Origin of the sequence: Paucisalibacillus globulus (assembly GCF_900184735.1) — a bacterium.
Lineage (GTDB): Bacteria > Bacillota > Bacilli > Bacillales > Amphibacillaceae > Ornithinibacillus > Ornithinibacillus globulus_B.
In genome coordinates this window covers 136,864-153,627 of sequence record NZ_LT855395.1, presented here as the reverse complement: position 1 = coordinate 153,627, position 16,764 = coordinate 136,864, and the positions used below count along the sequence as shown (strand labels likewise).

The window sequence follows — 16,764 nt, the reverse complement described above, 5'->3', positions numbered from 1 at the left end:
CATTACCCTCCGATTCCAATACATGCTACCTATTGTAAACCAATAAAATCATGCCTGCAATTCATGACATAATCACACTTAAATTTCAACAATGTTCGTGAATTATGGAAATATCATCCAGTAAACAAGGAATTTTGGAAATATTTATCGTATTTTGTTACTTCGAAAAGCGAAATAACTGTAGAATATTAAGAAATATGTTTGAAATAGGGGTCCTTTATACTATAATTTAGAGTAGAAAGAGTACGATTGCCTATTTTAGTAAAAGGAGCGCTATCATGACCAAGACTAATTCGACACAACTTGACACGTTAGGATTGTTATTTCAAAACCATATAACCGATGCAAACATTAGTCGAGACGCTCTAACAGATAAACTTTTAAATCACTATGCGTCACTAGGGAATAATGCACCTAATTTAATCATGATATTCTCTTCCAATGGTGACTTGCGTTCTAGAAACGATAAAGAAATGACGCCTTTCGGGAACGTTATGAGAATAGAAGACTTTAAGCAAAGCTTACTAAAAAAGTCCTATCAGGAACTAGAAGCGGCTTTCGAGCGTGCTCAACTTGGACAAACTACACAATGTGAAGTAGTTATTAAGCGAAAGAAACAGTTTTTTGACGTGATGATGGTTCCCATGCAAAGCCAAGGTACAGAAGTAGAAGGAATTGGGTTCATTATCAAGGATGTCACCTTTCATAAACATCAACAGATTGATATAACAAATGAAAATAAAAGCCTGAAACTGATATTCAATCATTTACATATTGGGGTTTGGGTAAGTGAATTTAAGACTGGGAAATTAGTCTATGTGTCCAAAGGGTTGACAGACCTGTATAATTATCCGTTTGAATCATTTGATAAGGACAATTTAGATATTCGTTATGTAATCCAGAAATATGTCCATCAAGATGACAAGGATTATGTGCGCCGAACCGCTATTAAAGTACTGGCAAATGGTGAGTCGGTGAATATGCGCTACCGAATTACCCATCCAGATGGAACAGAGAAATGGTTAACGTGTAATACTGCTCCATACTATGATGAAAACGGAAAGCTAACACATATCTTCGGGATGCAAACCGATATTACAGGCGAAGTGAAAATCCAAGAACAGCTTAAATACACTGCAAATCACGATTTATTGACAACGCTTCCGAACCAAAGAAGTCTGGATGAGAAATTAGGTCATCTATTTCGGGGAGAAAAGCCATTTGCGTTTGCCTTCTTGAACTTGGATCGATTTTCACAAATCAATGGCTCCCTGGGCTATCATGTTGGGGATGAAGTGTTAAAAACAATTGCCAATCGACTATTATTAATCCTTCCAGAAAATAGTTTCGTTGCCCGTCTAAAAAGCAATGATTTTATTATCCTGTTTGAAGATTATGCGTCAAAAGAGGATTTAGTTTCGGTAATTGAAAATCTCATCCATGATATTAAGCAGCCATTCACCATTGATGAATACGAGATTAACATGACCTCAAGTATCGGAGTAAGCTTTTACCCGGAAGACGGGAATTCCAGTAAAACGTTAATGGAAAAAGCCCACTCCGCACTGAGCTATTCCAAGAAAAGTGGTAGAAATACATTCCGTTTATACTCCTATTCAAAAGACACCGCATTTCAGCGTAAACTTCGCTTGGAAAATGAGATGCTGGAAGCTCTGGAAAAGGAAGACTTTGAACTGTATTACCAGCCACTTGTTGAAACGCAAACTGGTGAAATCATGGGTGCAGAAGCCTTAATTCGCTGGAACCATAGAGAGTGGGGGTTAATTTCCCCAGGCGAATTTATCCCAATTGCCGAAGAAAACCATCTAATTAACGACATCAGTGATTGGGTGATTAAAAAAGCCTGTGCGCAAATTAGAGAGTGGAAGGATAAGGGATTACAATTGATCCCGGTGTCGGTTAATATTTCCCCGATACGTCTCATGAAAAAAGGGTTTACCGAATACGTGAAAAGCCAGCTAAAGGCATATGACGTACCAACTGCTTTTTTCGGTGTGGAAATAACGGAAGGTTCGCTTCTGAAGAATGAAAAAGGTGTCATTGATACACTTGCAGAGTTAAAGGAACTTGGGGTACGAGTTGCAATTGATGACTTTGGTACGGGATTTGCTTCCTTAAACTACTTACGTGAATATCAAGCGGACACCTTAAAGATTGACCAAGTATTCATTCAAAGTCGTGATGGCCAAATTGAGAAAGATAATATCATTGTCGGTTCTGTGATGGAGATGGCAAAAGGCTTGAAGATGAGGATTATTGCAGAGGGCGTGGAGGAATACGGACAATATCGTTTCTTGAGAAATCGTAACTGCGACCTGATTCAAGGCTACCTATTTTCAAGACCAGTACCGGTGTCAGACTTTGAACAACTACTCGTAAAAGGAATGCTGGAGCCAGACCCGGTGAAAGTGGAGAAGGACCGGTTGAAAAAACTAAAAAAGATGAAAAAATAACGTTGGCCTGTTTTCGGAATTAGAGAACAGGCTTTATTTATAGTCGAAAAAGGGTGGTTTTACCAAAGAATAAAAAAAGCTTCTCACTAGTTTACCAAACTTTTGAGAAGCCTTTCCGTCCTATTCATCTAATAGATTCATCAAATGTTCCCAATCAAACAGGGAACCAGGGTCTGTCTTTCGCTCTGGTGCATATTCATCATGCCCTATGATATGCTCACGATCCAGTGGCACCGTCCCATAGAATGCGGAAATATCGAGTAATAAATCTCTCAAGGTTTCATATTGCTCATTCGTATACCCGATATGGATGGGGTCAATATTATCATAGTCTTCTTCCGTCATCATCGAAACCATTTCCTCTTTGGTTCCGATTGCTAGTAACTCAATACCAATGGAATAGGCGTTTAATTTATTATGATAGGTAGGATAGTTTGCTAAACTACCTTTTCCAGCATGATAGGCAATACGGTTCTCAGTTACAAACTGATATAGTTTTCCAGACCGGTCAATAACATAATGGGAAGAAACACCGTATTGATTAAAAATATCGTATGTATCTAGAATTTGATATGGGTCCTCTGGTTTTTCTTGGGCATTACTAGTGAAATGAATAACAGCATGGGTAATTGGTGTTACCCGTTTCTCAGAGACATGTCCAGGCAAATATAATTTAGTTAATGATTCGATAGAAGTGGACTGCCTAGTGGGAAGTTGTTTCACCTCAGGCTGAGTCTTTGGTATTTCTTTAGTTTCCTCAGTATTACAAGCCGCTAGAAATAGTAATGTCACCATCATGATGCTTTTCCATATCTTGTTCATTCTCTCACACTCCGTTAACTGCTCGCTCATTATCACTATCGGAGGAAAATGGGGAAATGTTTAACTTCCACCGAACACAAATGCTAACATCAACATGAGAAATCCAAAAGTTCCCCCAAATACTATTTTACCATTGGACATGGACGAAAAAAACAGTATGACATACTCGAAAAAAGGTTCTTATTCCTGATTGGGAAAATATAATAATTTTATAATGACTAAACGTTCATTCAATAAAAAAACTAAACGATTTATGGAGGGATTGTAATGGAATTGTATTACGAGGTTCATGGTAAAGGGTATCCTGTCATTCTTATTCACAGTGGTGGTGCCGATCTCCGTGACTGGACATTCGTAGAGCCCCTTTTAGCTAACGACTATAAGGTCATTGCTTACGATGGACGTGGTGCGGGAAAGTCGCCTAATCCTACAAAGGATGTCAACTGTGTGGAGGACTTAAATGAACTACTTGAACACCTCGAGATTTCTAAAGCCGCAATCGTTGGTCATTCCATGGGCGGACAGATTGCCACAGATTTCGCACTAGAATACCCGGAAAAAGTATCCCATCTGATTTTATTAGCTCCGGCGTTAACTGGCTTTGATTATTCACAGGCGTTTAAGGAATATATCAATAAGGTTGGCACAGCAGCTCCTGATGTAGAAAAAATGATTGAGATATCCCAAAGTGCTCCATCGTATCGTGTTGTCCAATCTAGCCCACATCGGGAACTGGCAGAAGAGATGCTGCGTCACCATATCAAACGGTCCTTTGCATGGCCGGTGTTTGAATTGGTTTGGCCACAGCCTCCTGCTTCTGAAAGACTGGGAGAATTGTCTGCTAAGACATTATTCATGATTGGTACGGAGGAGTTACCCGATAATCTCCGAGTGGCGGATTATTACCGTGAACACTCTAATGCTAGAATTGTAGAAATCCCTGGGGCCGATCATATGATGACCCTTACCCACCCAGACGAACTGTATCGTCATATTACTAATTTCATAAAGGAATGAACTAACATGCCTAGATCACCGGAAGAATATGAACGTATTCGCGAGTTGGCCAAACAAAAAATTCACAATACTGCTATGGAGTTGTTTATCAAACAGGGGTATCATGCAACTTCTATTCATGATATAGCTGAATCGGCAGGTATATCGAAGGGACTACTCTACAATTATTACAAAGGTAAAGAAGCACTTCTTGCACAGATGGTTGAAGCAAGAATTGCAGAAGTAATTCATGTAATGGATGGGGCCAAGGCAATTCGGAAACCAACAGAGCAACTAAAATTTATAGTGGAAGGTGCAATTAATGGCGTTTATCAACATCCGGAAGTTTTTCGTTTCTATCTCCACTTACAGACACAGCCAGAAGCGGATGAAGAATTGATTAAATACAGTAAGATGCTAATTGAAGAAAGCGCCAGACAGTTTGAGTTTCAGTGTGAAATCTTCGAAAGGATTGGTGTAGAAGAGCCACGAAAACGATCACTTTACTTTTCATCTGCACTACAAGGAGTCATGTTAATGATATCTACCTATCCCCATAAGTTCCCAATTGAAGAAATAAAAGCACAGTTGATCCGTGAATTCTGTATCCCGGCTGACGATTGAGGTTATAAGTCTTCTATTCTTATCGGCTAAACGAACAAAATGGCCGATAAGAAAAAAAGACCCGTCATGGCCGAACATGACGAATCTTGAACATAACCTTATACAAACGCCAACACCACCGCAATCCCAGCGCCAATCGCAGATGCCGTCAGCAATGCTTCAACACCCTTTGATAAACCAGCAACCAAATGCCCCGCCAATAAGTCGCGGACTGCATTCGTAATATGTAATCCCGGTACAAGAGGCATCACTGCACCAATGATAATCTTATCTAACTCGACCCCTAAGCCAGTATGGATAAAGAACACAGCAAGAAGGCCGATAATGAAAGATGCCACAAACTCAGAAATGAAGCGAATCTCCACCAACTTATCAAACCACAAAAACCCGATAAATCCAATTCCACCAGCTACTACAGATGGGAGAAAATCAGCCCAAATCCCACCAAACATGATGGTAAAACAGCCACTCGCAAGCGCCGCTATGAAGACCATGAGCTTGTTAGAATACAGAACTTTTAATGTTTCCAATTGCTTCAAGGCATGATAAGCTTCCTTCATATCAAGCTCCCCAGCAGCAATCCTCCGTGAAACACTATTAACCTCTGCAATCTTATTCAAATCCGTCGTCCGTTTCATAATCCGCATCATATTCGCCGGCTCCGCCTGATCAATAGAAAAGTAAATCCCCGTCGGAGTAGCATAACTCTGCGGATTCTCCACCCCAAAAGCACGCGCTATCCGATTCATCGTATCCTCCACCCGATACGTCTCCGCACTACTCTCCAACATAATCTTCCCTGTTAACAAGCAAAGTTTCGTTATCTGCTCATGTTTTTCCAAAATTAATCAACCCCGAACTATTTTGTCTTTTCCATTATAGTAGGGTTTGGGGGGAGATGGAAGTTTTTGTGTTGTGGGGGGATGTTTGGGGTAGGGAAGATGTTCCTGAGATGGGGGAGCTTGTGCCTTTGGAGTATGAAGATGTCCCTGAGTTGAGTAACCATGTGCCCATGGAGCAGGAGAATGCGCCCGAATTGGGAAACCATGTGCCCTGGGACCAGAAGGATGTGCCCGAGCCAAGTAACCATGTACCCAATCATAGCAATCTTGTACCCAAAAAGCAGAACAATGTCCCCGCTCTAAACAATCATCTAACTCAAACTCTAAATCATAAACCCAAACCCGTTTCCCAAAAAATAAAACACCATCCATTTTAAAAAAAGGTATAATAGTCCTCGAGAGGTGAGAGTGTTATATGAAATTTATAAAATGGCTTCTTATCATTATCATTCTTCTAGGTGGTCTTGGCTACGGGGTTTACCATTTTGGAACCAAAATTGCCTCGGATAAGATAATGGAAGCTCTGGTAACCGAACTAGAGAATAGTGGGGAAATGGAAAACATCAAAAGAGCAATTGAAAATGACCCGGAACTGCAGGCTTTTATTAATGGTGCAGCATCAGTTGATGAAAGCACATTGCCATTCACCACAAAAGAAGAAGCAACGAAAGTGATTGTGAAGAAATTTGGTATTTCGGGAATTAAGGATTTACAATCCAGGGTGAAAGAAGGCCAAGTTTCCAAGGAAGAGATCCTTCAAGAAGTGGCAGGTAAATTAACAGAAGAAGAAATAACAGCATTGAAAGTAATTGCTTATAAAGAACTTTATAATAAATAATATGAAATTACCCAAATATGAAGATGCATTATGCATAGTTGGGGTCGCTTAAAGGAAGACATCCTATTTTCCATACACTAAATCGCACTGTAGTTCATAGTTGAATGAACAGTGCGATTTTATTTTTATATTAGGATTATATAATCTGTTTAATCTCTGTACCCACACGTACTGATATGAATACTATTTGTGCTGGAAAATGAAACTCCTGTTATAATTATCTGAAAATTATGTTAAGGTATTAGCAAGGAATGACAATTCTACTAATGAGAGGAAAGCTTGAATATTTTCTCCGTAGAAATTCTATTTAATAGGAGGTATGAGATTGAAGGAAAAAAATAATATTCAGGATTTTGAAGAGGTAAATGTAAAGCGTATTAATATCATTGAAAATGATGGGACCATTCGAATGGCTATCTCCAATACAGAATTATTTCCAACACCAAAGCTGCTAGAAGATAAAGATATTCCGAGAGATGGAAATCCAGGTGCAGGAATAGTTTTTTATAATGATGAGGGAATTGAATGTGGAGGATTACGATTTTCAAGTCAAAAGGAAGATGAAAATAATTATGAACAAAATATACTTCTTGCTTTTGACCCATATCTGCAAAATGATGTAGTGGATCTTGGGATGTATGATAGAAATGGTGAAAGGACCTATGCGTTAGTTTTTAGTGATAGGCCAAAAAAATTCCTTACCGAATTTGTTAAAGAACATGAACATATGCTCTTCGCGGAAAATAGTCCGGAAAAACAAACATATATGAAAGAATTATATGAAAAAGGTGAAATTGGATTCGAACGAATGAAGATAGAAAAATCCTCTTCTGGAGAAGTATCCGTAAAATTGTCAGATAGCAAGGGAAGGCAACGAATCCGTTTAGCAGTCGATCAACATGATAATCCCAAACTTGAATTTTTAGATGAAGAAGGGCAGGTAATTTATAGCTTGCCACCTGATAAATAGATAATCATGTGAATGTGATATTACTTTACTTTACGATATATGGCGCATCTCATAAGGAAATCGTTTAAATGGGGTGGGCCATTTTTTATATTTGTAAATTAAGTGAGCATATGTGCCTGTTAATCAAAAACATGGCCCCATATTGAATCACTATGTACCCACTAATCGAGAGCATGCACCCGCTCCTGATCCCCATGAGCCCATTGACCAAGAGCATGCACCCATTCCGTGTCATCATGTGCTCACTGACTAAGAGTATGCTCCCACTCCTCGTCATCATGTGCCCAAACACCAAGAGCATGGACCCATTCCGAGTCATCATGGCCCATTGACCAAGAGCATGGACCCATTCCTCGACATCATGTGCCCACTATCCAAGAGTATGCTCCCACTCCTCGACATCATGTGCCCACTGACCAAGAGTATGCTCCCACTCCTCGATATCATGTACCCAAACACCAAGACCTTGCTCCCACTCCAAGTCCCCATGTGCCCAATAACCAAAATCATACTCCCAACCCAAGTCACAGCAGCACCCATGCCATAAACCAAACAAAAAAACCTCCCCACAACAGGAAGGCTTCTACCCTAAGGCAACATCATAATCAACCCAACCAACGAAATAAACGGAATAGCGTTTGCCATTGCCATCCCAATAAATGAAAAAGTATTCACAACTTGCTTAGCATCTTCCGGTACACCTACTGATTTCTGAAGGAAGACGAAGAATGGTGCAAATACTAGGGATAAGATGACGATTAATCCTGGTATGTACAATTCTTCCATGGAGGATACGGCTGTCAGATCCATTAATCCAAAGACGACTAGGATGATAGGGATTGCTTCTGCGATTGCTACTCCAATGAAAAATTTAGTCTGTATTTGACCAACTTCTTTAGGGTTTTCTTTGAGTTTTTCAACGTTAACTTTAAAGACTAATAGAATTGAAATGACTGCTAGTAAGGATGCGAATGCAAAATAGTATGTACTACTCATGATAATTCACCTCATTTTGGAAAATTTTAGATTGCTCATGGGTATCTTAGCATAACTATTTCCCTCACTCAACTTGAAAGAAGTCCTACTTATTCAATCATATCCTTTAGATTCAGCCCTCTATTAAAGGAAATAACACCAATAAATTAGTCGATTTTAGGCATAATTACCCATATTAATATGTAGTATATTGCAGAAAATTACTATTTTTTGTAGAAATCATAATAATTTATAATTATATCTAACTACGACCTTCGCACCTTGTCTAAGTTTTGAGAAAAATCTATCATTATAATTATCTAAGTTTTTAGTCTAATAGAGTAATAGAGACCAAAGACTTAAATCTAACTAGTCAAACTTATAAAGGAGGAAGGAAATGCGCAAGCTATTGAAAAGAACTTCGGTATTATCATTAATTTTTCTATTAGCGTTTAGTACCTTTGCGTATGCGACACCGGGAAATATCGTCGTTAATAGAACCGATCTGAAGAAAGAAACCCTTTCGGAAGAAGCCATCAAAGCATATGATGCTGATGAGGTAGTACGTGTCACGGTGGAAATAGACGGTGATGCCCCAATTGAGAAGGCAACGAAAAAAGGGGTTAAGTTTGGCGATTTAAGTGTATCGGAAAAGAAAAAGCTTCTAAATGAAGCAAAAGCAAAGAAAAAAGCTGCAAAACAAGCAATGAAGGATAAGAAGATCAATGCTAAATACCTTCAAGAATTTGATGCAGTTATGAACGGATTTAGTGCGGAAGTTAAATACGGTGATATTGAGAAAATCGAAAAGCTTCCTAACGTAAAAAATGTAGTTATTTCTACATTATATGAAAAGCCAATCGCAGAGCCAGACATGGAGTACTCAAAAGAATTAGTTGAGGCACAACTTGCTTGGAACGAATATGGCTTTAAAGGTGAAGGAATGGTAATCGGGGTTATTGACTCTGGTGTAGACCACAATCACCAAGATTTCTTAATCTCAGAGGAAACTGAGGTTGCGTTAACAGAAGCTGAGGTCAATTCAGTGATTTCTACTGAAGGATTACCTGGCGTTTATTATACAGAAAAAGTTCCTTATGGATATAACTACTATGACCAAAACCATGAGTATACTGACTTTAACGGTAGCTCAGGTGCTCACGGAATGCACGTAGCTGGTACAGTTGGTGCAAACGGTGATACAGATAATGGCGGGATTACTGGTGTAGCGCCAGAAGCTCAAATTTTGAACTTAAAAGTATTCAGTAATGATCCTGCAAATGGTGGTACATACAGTGATATTTATGTAGCAGCAATTGATGATGCGATTAAGTTAGGTGCGGATGTATTAAACATGAGTTTAGGTGCTCCGGCTGGTTTCGTAAATCATGAATCTCCAGACCAAGTAGCGGTATCACGTGCCGTGGATAACGGTGTTATGATGGCTATTTCAGCTGGTAACTCTGCTATGTATGGAGACGGGTTCTTCTACCCATATGCATCTAACCCAGATTATGGAGTAGTTGGTTCTCCGGGTGTTTCTTATGATTCCTTACAAGTAGCATCATTTGAAAACTCTCATACCTCAGTGGATGAGCTTGATTATTCGATTGACGGAGGAGAAGCAGCTTCTGCAGGATTTATGTCTGCGGGTGCAGTTGCTCCAACAACTGGAACTACTTTTGAATTAGTAGAAGCTGGATTAGGTCATCCAGAAGATTATGAAGGAAAAGAAGTAGAAGGTAAATTTGCCCTCGTTCAACGTGGTGAATTAGATTTCGTAACGAAAGCATTAAATGCACAAGCTGCAGGTGCTAGTGGTGTAATTGTGTATAACAATACAGATGGTATGATCAACATGGCGTCTGACCCTGCTATTGTGATTCCACAATTATTCCTAGGAAAAACAGATGGGGATGCTCTTGCAGCTGCGTTATTAGATGGACAAGCTGCATCGGTAACATTTACTGGTGGAAAAACAGCAGTTCCAAATGCAGAAGCTGGTAAAATGAGTGCTTTCACCTCTTGGGGTGTCACACAAAACCTTGATTTCAAACCAGAAATCACTGCTCCTGGTGGACAAATCTACTCTACACTAAATAACGGTGGATATGGTTCGAAAAATGGTACGTCTATGGCTGCTCCACACGTTTCTGGTGGTAGTGCATTAGTAATGGAACGTGTTGATTCTGAATTCGGTCTAGAAGGAAGAGACCGTGTGGAATTAGCGAAGAAACTATTAATGAACACATCTAAAGTTGTTGAATTTGATGGTGCGAATGTATCACCTCGTCGTCAAGGTGCTGGCCTAATGCAACTACATGCTGCACTATCTACTCCAGTCATTGTGACAGATTCTCAAACTGGTGAATCAAAAGTAGCACTGAAAGAAGTAAGCGAAAACCAAGTAACATTCGAATTAACAGCGGAAAACTTCACAGATGAAGCGGTAAGCTATGAAGTAAGTGCAAATGCACAAACAGATACGCCAGTAAATGCTGGTGTGACCGTTACAGCACCTAATTTATTCGGTGCACTTGATCTTGGTGCAGTAGCAACTGTAAATGGTGAAGCAGTTAGTACGGTGGAAGTACCGGCTAATGGTTCTGCATCATTTGAAGTAACTATCGATGTTAGTGATTGGGATGCAGATTTAAGTTCTATCTTTACTAATGGTTACTGGTTAGAAGGTTTTGTAAAATTAACAGATCCAACTGACACAAATCCTGAACTAGTTGTTCCATATGTAGGATTTAAGGGTGAGTGGGATGATGCTCCAATATTTGATACTCCATTCTGGAGTGGTACAAGCTTCTATGAAGTATCCGGTGTGGTAACTTCTCTTGGTGAAGGTAACTTTGATTATGTTAGTGAAGATCCATCTAAACTAGCATTCTCACCTAATGGAGATGGTACACTAGACGATGCAGGATTACTTCTATCCTTCTTAAGAAACGTGAAGGAAGTTTCCTTTAATGTTCTAGATGCAGATGGTAATGTCGTAGAAACAATCGCGACAGAAGAATACCTACGTAAGGACTACTATGACAGTGGATATGGTTCTCACTACAAGGTTTCATCTGACTGGATGTGGGATGGAACAATTGATGGTAAGGTCGCAAGTGATGGCGAATACCAACTTCAAGCTGTAGGGGTAATTGACTACGAAGGTGCAGAAGCACAATCCATTGAAGTCCCTGTATTAGTCGATACACTTGCTCCATCTGTCCGTTCTGTGATTCAACGTGGTAAGCGTGAAGCGTTAATTATGGTACGTGATGGACAAGGAAGCGGAATTAAAGAATTTACGATTGAAGTAAATGGTGAGCTGGTTGAAGTTCCTGAAGGCGAAACTACTCATCTATTAAGAAATGTTCACCCAAGTTCAGTAGTTGAAGTAACGACTGTTGACTATGCTGGAAACGTTTCTTATTCCGTAGTAATGGGTCCACAAGGGAATGGAAAAGGTAAATTTGATAAGATAAGATAATGAATGAAGAATAAATCCGTACCACTTCTAAGAGTGGTGCGGATTTTTCCTATTCTTGAAGGGGAGCTTGCTAATAGAAATGAGCACTGATAACTTAATCCTTTTACGAAAGAGATTCAGGCAAAAAAATAGTAGAGAACCTCATGAGAGATGCTCTACTATTTCTATGTAGCTAGCTAACACACTACCTACCTCGGGTCCATATTTTTCTTTAATTCTTCCTTTAATGAATCAATGTCTTTGCCTTCGGTTGAAATACCTAATTCCGCAGCTTTTTCTTTAATCATTTTCTCTAAGACTTCTTGCTGAATAGCGTTCGGATCCTTTTTATCTAATTCAATTCCTAATTCCTTTGCTTTATCTTTCAGTACTTCACTTCGATTCCCAAGTTTCATCCGATATTCATTAATATCCGTAGCAATAGAGTTATCCTCACCTTGCGATTCAAAATCCTCACCAGTTGCTACTTTAAATTCACTTATCAACTCTTCAACGCTTTTACCCTCAGTAGAGATCCCTAATTCACTTGCTTTGGCATTAATTAAGGCATTACGTAATTCCTCTTGGACCGTTTCTAAGTCTTTACCTTCTAATGAAATACCATATTCCTTGGCTAACGATGTAATTCGGTCGTTATTCAAGCTAATATCTCGATCGGCTCGTAATTCATTTGTGGATGTATAAGATTTTTTATTCGGTGACGTGTTGTCGTGCTTTTCGCCTGCGATAACTGGTACGAGTTGCAGGGTGCCTAAACATACAACACCTGCCAGTGCAGCGATCAGTATTTTTTTCTTCATTTTGTACCTCCTTTCTCTAAAAAAGTATGGTCTATAAGTATTATAATCGTTCTCAATTGAGAATGTTGTCGAACATAACAAATTTTATTAATAATTTCAGGATTTCCTATGTGGTGAGGGATATACCTATTATTTTTGTTTTACAATTACTTCACACTTACCTAATATCTAGTTAACATTGGGGCTTTATACTGTAAGGTGTAGAGGTATAACATGTAGGTTAAGGGAGGAAGAGGATTAAGATGACGATTCGAGGCATTGCCCATCGTGGTTATCCAGTAAACTACCCAGAAAATACATTATCATCCTTTCAAGCAGCGATTAATCTAGGTTTTTCGCATATGGAGCTTGATGTGCATATGAGTAAGGATGGTATTCCCGTTGTGATGCACGACCATACGATTGACCGAATGACAGATGGAAATGGTGAAATACGCAAACTTACATTAGGGGAACTGAAACAATTTACAATCCCACCAGGTGAAAGAATTCCTACATTAGAAGAAGCACTGCAACTAGCAAAAGACCAGATTGTTGTATCTATCGAATTAAAGAATCCAAACCTTTATCCGGAGATTGAGCAGAAGGTCTATGAGGTAATCAAAGGACTCAACATGGTGAATCAGGTATATGTTATTTCCTTTGATCATCGTTCCTTGCGAATACTACGAGGCATATCAGATGAGATAAAGATTGGTCCACTCGTTAATAGGATACTTCCGACACATTATCGACTGATTAAAAAGCTAGATGCTGAGTATTTTGCGGTGAAATATTCTTCTGTCAAAAAGAAGCATATTAAAAAATGTGATGAATTGGGTATACAACTGGTTGTTTGGACAGTAAATACAGTGGAACAAATGAAAAGTATAAAGCAGTATCCTTCTATTTTGGTTACGACTGATGAGTTGGAGAGATATAAAACAGTATTTTCATAAGAGAGAGGATTGTTAGGGATGAAGAAAAAGAGAAAGTCTTACATGAAATTAATGGTTTATTTGATGCTTTTTCCTTTAATGATTTACACTGTTTTGAAGAAATTTCGTCGAGAAGAGTATGTGAGAATTTAGTTTGCAGCCGATGCCATGTGTGGTGTCGGTTGTTTTTATATTAATGGAGATAAAGAGGAGATTATTAGCCGACAACGAAACTTCTATGTTATCGGCCCTTTTTGACGAGATTAAGTAATTCATGTGTTACATCAAGTAGATTTTCCTTGTAACTACTTACTAGATAGTTGAATTGATAGTGGTTAATAGGGTGTTGTTCGATAAGGTATTTATTATGTAGTATTAGTTTTGCCTTCCTACGTGGAAGTGCTGCGATATGCATTTCTCTTGATACGGTTGCTATTGTATCGCTACTCTCATGCAGTTCTGTGTAGGTGAATTGATTTGGTTCCACTAGTAATGCGACTAATTCAACAAGTTCTTCGTCTGAGATCATGAAGAATGTTCGGCGAAATAGGTAGTCTTTTTTGGCTAGTCGGCTGTTGAACATGTTATAGTTCTCCTTAATTTGTTGTAATGTTTTCTTGATAAAATATATCCCACGTTCTAATTGGTACATCGGCAGAAATTGGACTAATGTTAAGTTAAGTAGTTTCTAGGAACTATAGGTTAGAAGTAAAACAAGTGATTTGGAATAATATTAAACTAAAACTCGGAAATTAGTGAGGTATTAGTGGGGGAGGGATAAGATTGTCACTCTTTTTTAATCCTGTTCAGATTTTAATTTCTGTAATCTTTCTTTACCTCTGGATCTTTCTCCATATTTAATACTTTTTCATAAATTAAAATTGCTTCCTGACGTTTTCCTAATTCTTCATGTTGCTCTGCATCCATTTTTAATTGGTTTATGACTTCTGCTTTATCTGAACAAGCGGACAGAGCAATTAGTCCTATTGTTATTAGTAATTATTAGATTTTCCAATGAGAGGAATTTTATAATACTAGGGTATTAATGAATGTTAAGACAAAATATCTAAAATAACCGATAATATAGATTATCGGTTATTTTAGTAGTTATTATTTAATTATTTTCTATTGAGTAAGTAAAGCCAGTTATAACATAGAAGTCATTAATATTTTCAATCACAAAACTTAAATTGTAAATAGCATCTTCTATTTCGGAATAATAGGTATTTGAATAGCTTTGTGTGACTTGATATTTCCCCTTTTCAAGCTCCTTAATTTCGTAACCATAGTCTATATCAAATATAGGATAATAATATTTATACTTACTTGGTAAGATATAGATTTCTCCATCTTGCTCTAGTATATATTCCTTCCATATATTTTCTGCAACATCTTTAGAAACAGATAAATGGAACTGATTGTAAAAATCAAATTCAGTATAAAAATCTCTAACTTTAAATGCTTTTTTTCCATTCTTTAAGGTTACCATGTCATCTGAGGTTTCAAAATAACTATGACTCATAAGATTATACTCACCTAGAGTATACAAAATGCTACTAATTATCTCTGGTTCTATCTCTGGTTCGGGTTCGTAAGTAATCTCTTCTGAACTATCCCAATCTGTTATCAACCATTTTCCGTCAATTTTAGTAAACTCAAACCAAAGATTAAAAAACACATGGTCACCTAGGTCAGATTGTGTAGTTTGTGTAATTTGATATTTATTTTCGGCTATTTTCGTTAACTCATAATTTTCGTCTACTTCAAATAAATATCTATAGTGTTCAGTTGCAACTAGATAAAGTCCTTCATCGTTTTCGAAAAGTGGATGAAACATTTTGGACACGGCATTAGTTGTGGCGAAGTCAGAAAACTGAGATGAAAACTCTTGTAATGTTTTATATCCAATTATTTTATACCCGACGTTATATCCAGTTGATTTGTCTAGCTCGAGTACTTCACTATGATTATACTCAATCTTGTAATCTCTAAGTTTGTTATATTTAACTAGAAGCTCTAGAAATTTAGCTTCTTTTTCAGCTTCTGTTTCTATATTCTCTTCACCAATTTCCTCTTGTTCTATTTCTACTTCTTTTAGTGGAGGTTCATCTTCAGTGTTGTTTATGTTTCTTTCTACTGGTTGTTCTTTTTCTTCTGCATGCTTTGTGGAATAAGGAACTGGACTGAATTCCAAGTTTTGTTTATGCTGAATGAATGGTAAGATAGAGATAAATAAAATAATAGATAAAACAGTAAACGCAGATATATATGCAAAATTAAAGGATCTTCTTCTATTTTGAATCTTTTGGTGAATACTGCTAAGTTCTCTTTCACTGATGCTTATATTTTCTTCCAAATATCCTCGGACATTTTGTTTTACGTGGCGGTCAAATTTATTCATATTGAATCCCCCTCCTTTCTAGTTCAACCTTTAGCATATGCCTTCCTCTAGTTATCCTAGATTTTAATGTATTGATTTTAACACCTGTAATTTCGCTTATTTCTTTAATTGACATATCTTTATAATAGTAAAATATTAGTAGTTCTTTATATTTTGCTGGAAGCTTTGAAATTGCTTGAAGTATTTCCTCTTGTTCTTGTCTAAGTTCGTAATCATCTTGAACAGAGTTTTGTAAATTTGTGTTACTTGAGCTATTGTGTGCTCTGTATAAAATATTCTTGTAGCTCCACTTCTTTTGATAATCTTTACACTTATTAATAGTGATTCGATATAACCATGTTTTGTAGGTGGATTTATGATTAAACTTATGAAGGTTTTTATAGACAGAGATGAACACTTCTTGAACAATATCTTCTGCTTGTGCTAAATCATTTAGATAAAGAAATGCCATCCGTTTTAATTCATCGCCATGTGAGATTATTAAATTATTAATTATTTCTTCATGTGATTCATTATCTAACTGTTGAATTCCTTGATAATTCAAATCGTTCCCCCCTTTCATATGATTAGACGACGGCAAACATTAAATGGACGCATAAATTACACAAAGAAACA

16 protein-coding genes are annotated in these 16,764 nt (G+C 37.7%); 8 read left to right on the top strand and 8 right to left on the bottom strand.

What is annotated here, in order from left to right:
* The first annotated feature begins 278 nt into the window (after positions 1 to 278).
* Positions 279 to 2,474: a sensor domain-containing protein gene (locus tag BN999_RS14995; protein WP_096272622.1), complete on the top strand. Its 2,196-nt coding sequence runs from the start codon at positions 279 to 281 to the stop codon at positions 2,472 to 2,474.
* Positions 2,475 to 2,594: 120 nt separating this feature from the next.
* On the opposite strand, the gene BN999_RS14990 is transcribed toward BN999_RS14995, so the two are convergent.
* A complete protein-coding gene (locus BN999_RS14990; RefSeq protein WP_096272620.1) occupies positions 2,595 to 3,296 on the bottom strand; it encodes an N-acetylmuramoyl-L-alanine amidase in 702 nt (233 codons plus the stop codon).
* A gap of 267 nt (positions 3,297 to 3,563) precedes the next feature.
* Between BN999_RS14990 and BN999_RS14985 the strand changes: the two genes are divergently transcribed.
* The gene (locus BN999_RS14985) at positions 3,564 to 4,313 is read left to right on the top strand and encodes an alpha/beta fold hydrolase (protein WP_096272619.1); all 750 of its coding nucleotides are present in this window, start codon (positions 3,564 to 3,566) and stop codon (positions 4,311 to 4,313) included.
* A gap of 6 nt (positions 4,314 to 4,319) precedes the next feature.
* Positions 4,320 to 4,916: a TetR/AcrR family transcriptional regulator gene (locus BN999_RS14980; RefSeq protein ID WP_096272617.1), complete on the top strand. Its 597-nt coding sequence runs from the start codon at positions 4,320 to 4,322 to the stop codon at positions 4,914 to 4,916.
* A gap of 98 nt (positions 4,917 to 5,014) precedes the next feature.
* Here the strand turns inward: BN999_RS14980 and BN999_RS14975 are convergent, their stop codons facing one another.
* Complete coding sequence (locus tag BN999_RS14975) at positions 5,015 to 5,707, bottom strand: threonine/serine exporter family protein (protein WP_373453637.1); 693 nt, start codon at positions 5,705 to 5,707, stop codon at positions 5,015 to 5,017.
* Positions 5,708 to 5,814: 107 nt separating this feature from the next.
* Between BN999_RS14975 and BN999_RS14970 the strand changes: the two genes are divergently transcribed.
* The 3 genes from BN999_RS14970 (at position 5,815) to BN999_RS14960 (ending at position 7,566) form a co-directional block, all read left to right on the top strand.
* Positions 5,815 to 6,135: a hypothetical protein gene (locus tag BN999_RS14970; RefSeq protein WP_096272613.1), complete on the top strand. Its 321-nt coding sequence runs from the start codon at positions 5,815 to 5,817 to the stop codon at positions 6,133 to 6,135.
* Between the two features lie 38 nt (positions 6,136 to 6,173).
* Positions 6,174 to 6,596 carry a hypothetical protein gene (locus BN999_RS14965; protein WP_096272611.1) on the top strand — a complete coding sequence of 141 codons (423 nt, stop codon included), beginning with the start codon at positions 6,174 to 6,176 and terminating at the stop codon, positions 6,594 to 6,596.
* A 325-nt stretch (positions 6,597 to 6,921) separates the two neighbouring features.
* The gene (locus BN999_RS14960) at positions 6,922 to 7,566 is read left to right on the top strand and encodes a hypothetical protein (RefSeq protein WP_096272610.1); all 645 of its coding nucleotides are present in this window, start codon (positions 6,922 to 6,924) and stop codon (positions 7,564 to 7,566) included.
* A 370-nt stretch (positions 7,567 to 7,936) separates the two neighbouring features.
* Here the strand turns inward: BN999_RS14960 and BN999_RS14955 are convergent, their stop codons facing one another.
* Both BN999_RS14955 and BN999_RS14950 read right to left on the bottom strand, forming a co-directional pair.
* Positions 7,937 to 8,122, bottom strand: a complete 186-nt coding sequence (locus tag BN999_RS14955) for a hypothetical protein (protein ID WP_096272609.1) — start codon at positions 8,120 to 8,122, stop codon at positions 7,937 to 7,939.
* Positions 8,123 to 8,154: 32 nt separating this feature from the next.
* The gene (locus BN999_RS14950) at positions 8,155 to 8,562 is read right to left on the bottom strand and encodes a hypothetical protein (protein ID WP_096272608.1); all 408 of its coding nucleotides are present in this window, start codon (positions 8,560 to 8,562) and stop codon (positions 8,155 to 8,157) included.
* Between the two features lie 376 nt (positions 8,563 to 8,938).
* On the opposite strand from BN999_RS14950, the gene BN999_RS14945 reads away from it, so the two are divergent.
* Positions 8,939 to 12,031, top strand: coding sequence for a S8 family serine peptidase (locus BN999_RS14945; protein WP_096272607.1), 3,093 nt, complete (start codon positions 8,939 to 8,941; stop codon positions 12,029 to 12,031).
* Between the two features lie 188 nt (positions 12,032 to 12,219).
* Here the strand turns inward: BN999_RS14945 and BN999_RS14940 are convergent, their stop codons facing one another.
* Positions 12,220 to 12,831 (bottom strand): hypothetical protein, encoded by a 612-nt coding sequence (locus BN999_RS14940; RefSeq protein WP_096272606.1) that lies wholly within the window; start codon positions 12,829 to 12,831, stop codon positions 12,220 to 12,222.
* A 242-nt stretch (positions 12,832 to 13,073) separates the two neighbouring features.
* Here BN999_RS14940 and BN999_RS14935 point away from each other — a divergent pair, with 242 nt between their 5' ends.
* Complete coding sequence (locus tag BN999_RS14935; RefSeq protein ID WP_096272605.1) at positions 13,074 to 13,769, top strand: glycerophosphodiester phosphodiesterase; 696 nt, start codon at positions 13,074 to 13,076, stop codon at positions 13,767 to 13,769.
* Between the two features lie 220 nt (positions 13,770 to 13,989).
* Here the strand turns inward: BN999_RS14935 and BN999_RS14930 are convergent, their stop codons facing one another.
* The 3 genes from BN999_RS14930 to BN999_RS14920 form a co-directional block, all read right to left on the bottom strand.
* The gene (locus tag BN999_RS14930) at positions 13,990 to 14,400 is read right to left on the bottom strand and encodes a hypothetical protein (RefSeq protein WP_176481996.1); all 411 of its coding nucleotides are present in this window, start codon (positions 14,398 to 14,400) and stop codon (positions 13,990 to 13,992) included.
* Positions 14,401 to 14,862: 462 nt separating this feature from the next.
* Entirely contained in the window at positions 14,863 to 16,149 is a 1,287-nt protein-coding gene (locus tag BN999_RS14925) for a hypothetical protein (RefSeq protein WP_096272603.1), read from the bottom strand.
* A complete protein-coding gene (locus BN999_RS14920; protein ID WP_176481995.1) occupies positions 16,142 to 16,693 on the bottom strand; it encodes a sigma-70 family RNA polymerase sigma factor in 552 nt (183 codons plus the stop codon). The genes BN999_RS14925 and BN999_RS14920 overlap by 8 nt, the downstream gene beginning before the upstream one ends.
* Positions 16,694 to 16,764: the final 71 nt, after the last annotated feature.

Excerpts from the sequence above, each read along its gene's own strand:
- BN999_RS14970 (WP_096272613.1), top strand. The coding sequence starts at position 5,815 with ATGGAAGTTTTTGTGTTGTGGGGGGATGTTTGGGGTAGGGAAGATGTT.
- BN999_RS14990 (WP_096272620.1), bottom strand. The coding sequence starts at position 3,296 with ATGAACAAGATATGGAAAAGCATCATGATGGTGACATTACTATTTCTA.
- BN999_RS14980 (WP_096272617.1), top strand. The coding sequence starts at position 4,320 with ATGCCTAGATCACCGGAAGAATATGAACGTATTCGCGAGTTGGCCAAA.
- BN999_RS14930 (WP_176481996.1), bottom strand. The coding sequence starts at position 14,400 with ATGTACCAATTAGAACGTGGGATATATTTTATCAAGAAAACATTACAA.
- BN999_RS14985 (WP_096272619.1), top strand. The coding sequence starts at position 3,564 with ATGGAATTGTATTACGAGGTTCATGGTAAAGGGTATCCTGTCATTCTT.
- BN999_RS14995 (WP_096272622.1), top strand. The coding sequence starts at position 279 with ATGACCAAGACTAATTCGACACAACTTGACACGTTAGGATTGTTATTT.
- BN999_RS14945 (WP_096272607.1), top strand. The coding sequence starts at position 8,939 with ATGCGCAAGCTATTGAAAAGAACTTCGGTATTATCATTAATTTTTCTA.
- BN999_RS14935 (WP_096272605.1), top strand. The coding sequence starts at position 13,074 with ATGACGATTCGAGGCATTGCCCATCGTGGTTATCCAGTAAACTACCCA.
- BN999_RS14965 (WP_096272611.1), top strand. The coding sequence starts at position 6,174 with ATGAAATTTATAAAATGGCTTCTTATCATTATCATTCTTCTAGGTGGT.
- BN999_RS14975 (WP_373453637.1), bottom strand. The coding sequence starts at position 5,707 with ATGTTGGAGAGTAGTGCGGAGACGTATCGGGTGGAGGATACGATGAAT.
- BN999_RS14950 (WP_096272608.1), bottom strand. The coding sequence starts at position 8,562 with ATGAGTAGTACATACTATTTTGCATTCGCATCCTTACTAGCAGTCATT.
- BN999_RS14925 (WP_096272603.1), bottom strand. The coding sequence starts at position 16,149 with ATGAATAAATTTGACCGCCACGTAAAACAAAATGTCCGAGGATATTTG.
- BN999_RS14940 (WP_096272606.1), bottom strand. The coding sequence starts at position 12,831 with ATGAAGAAAAAAATACTGATCGCTGCACTGGCAGGTGTTGTATGTTTA.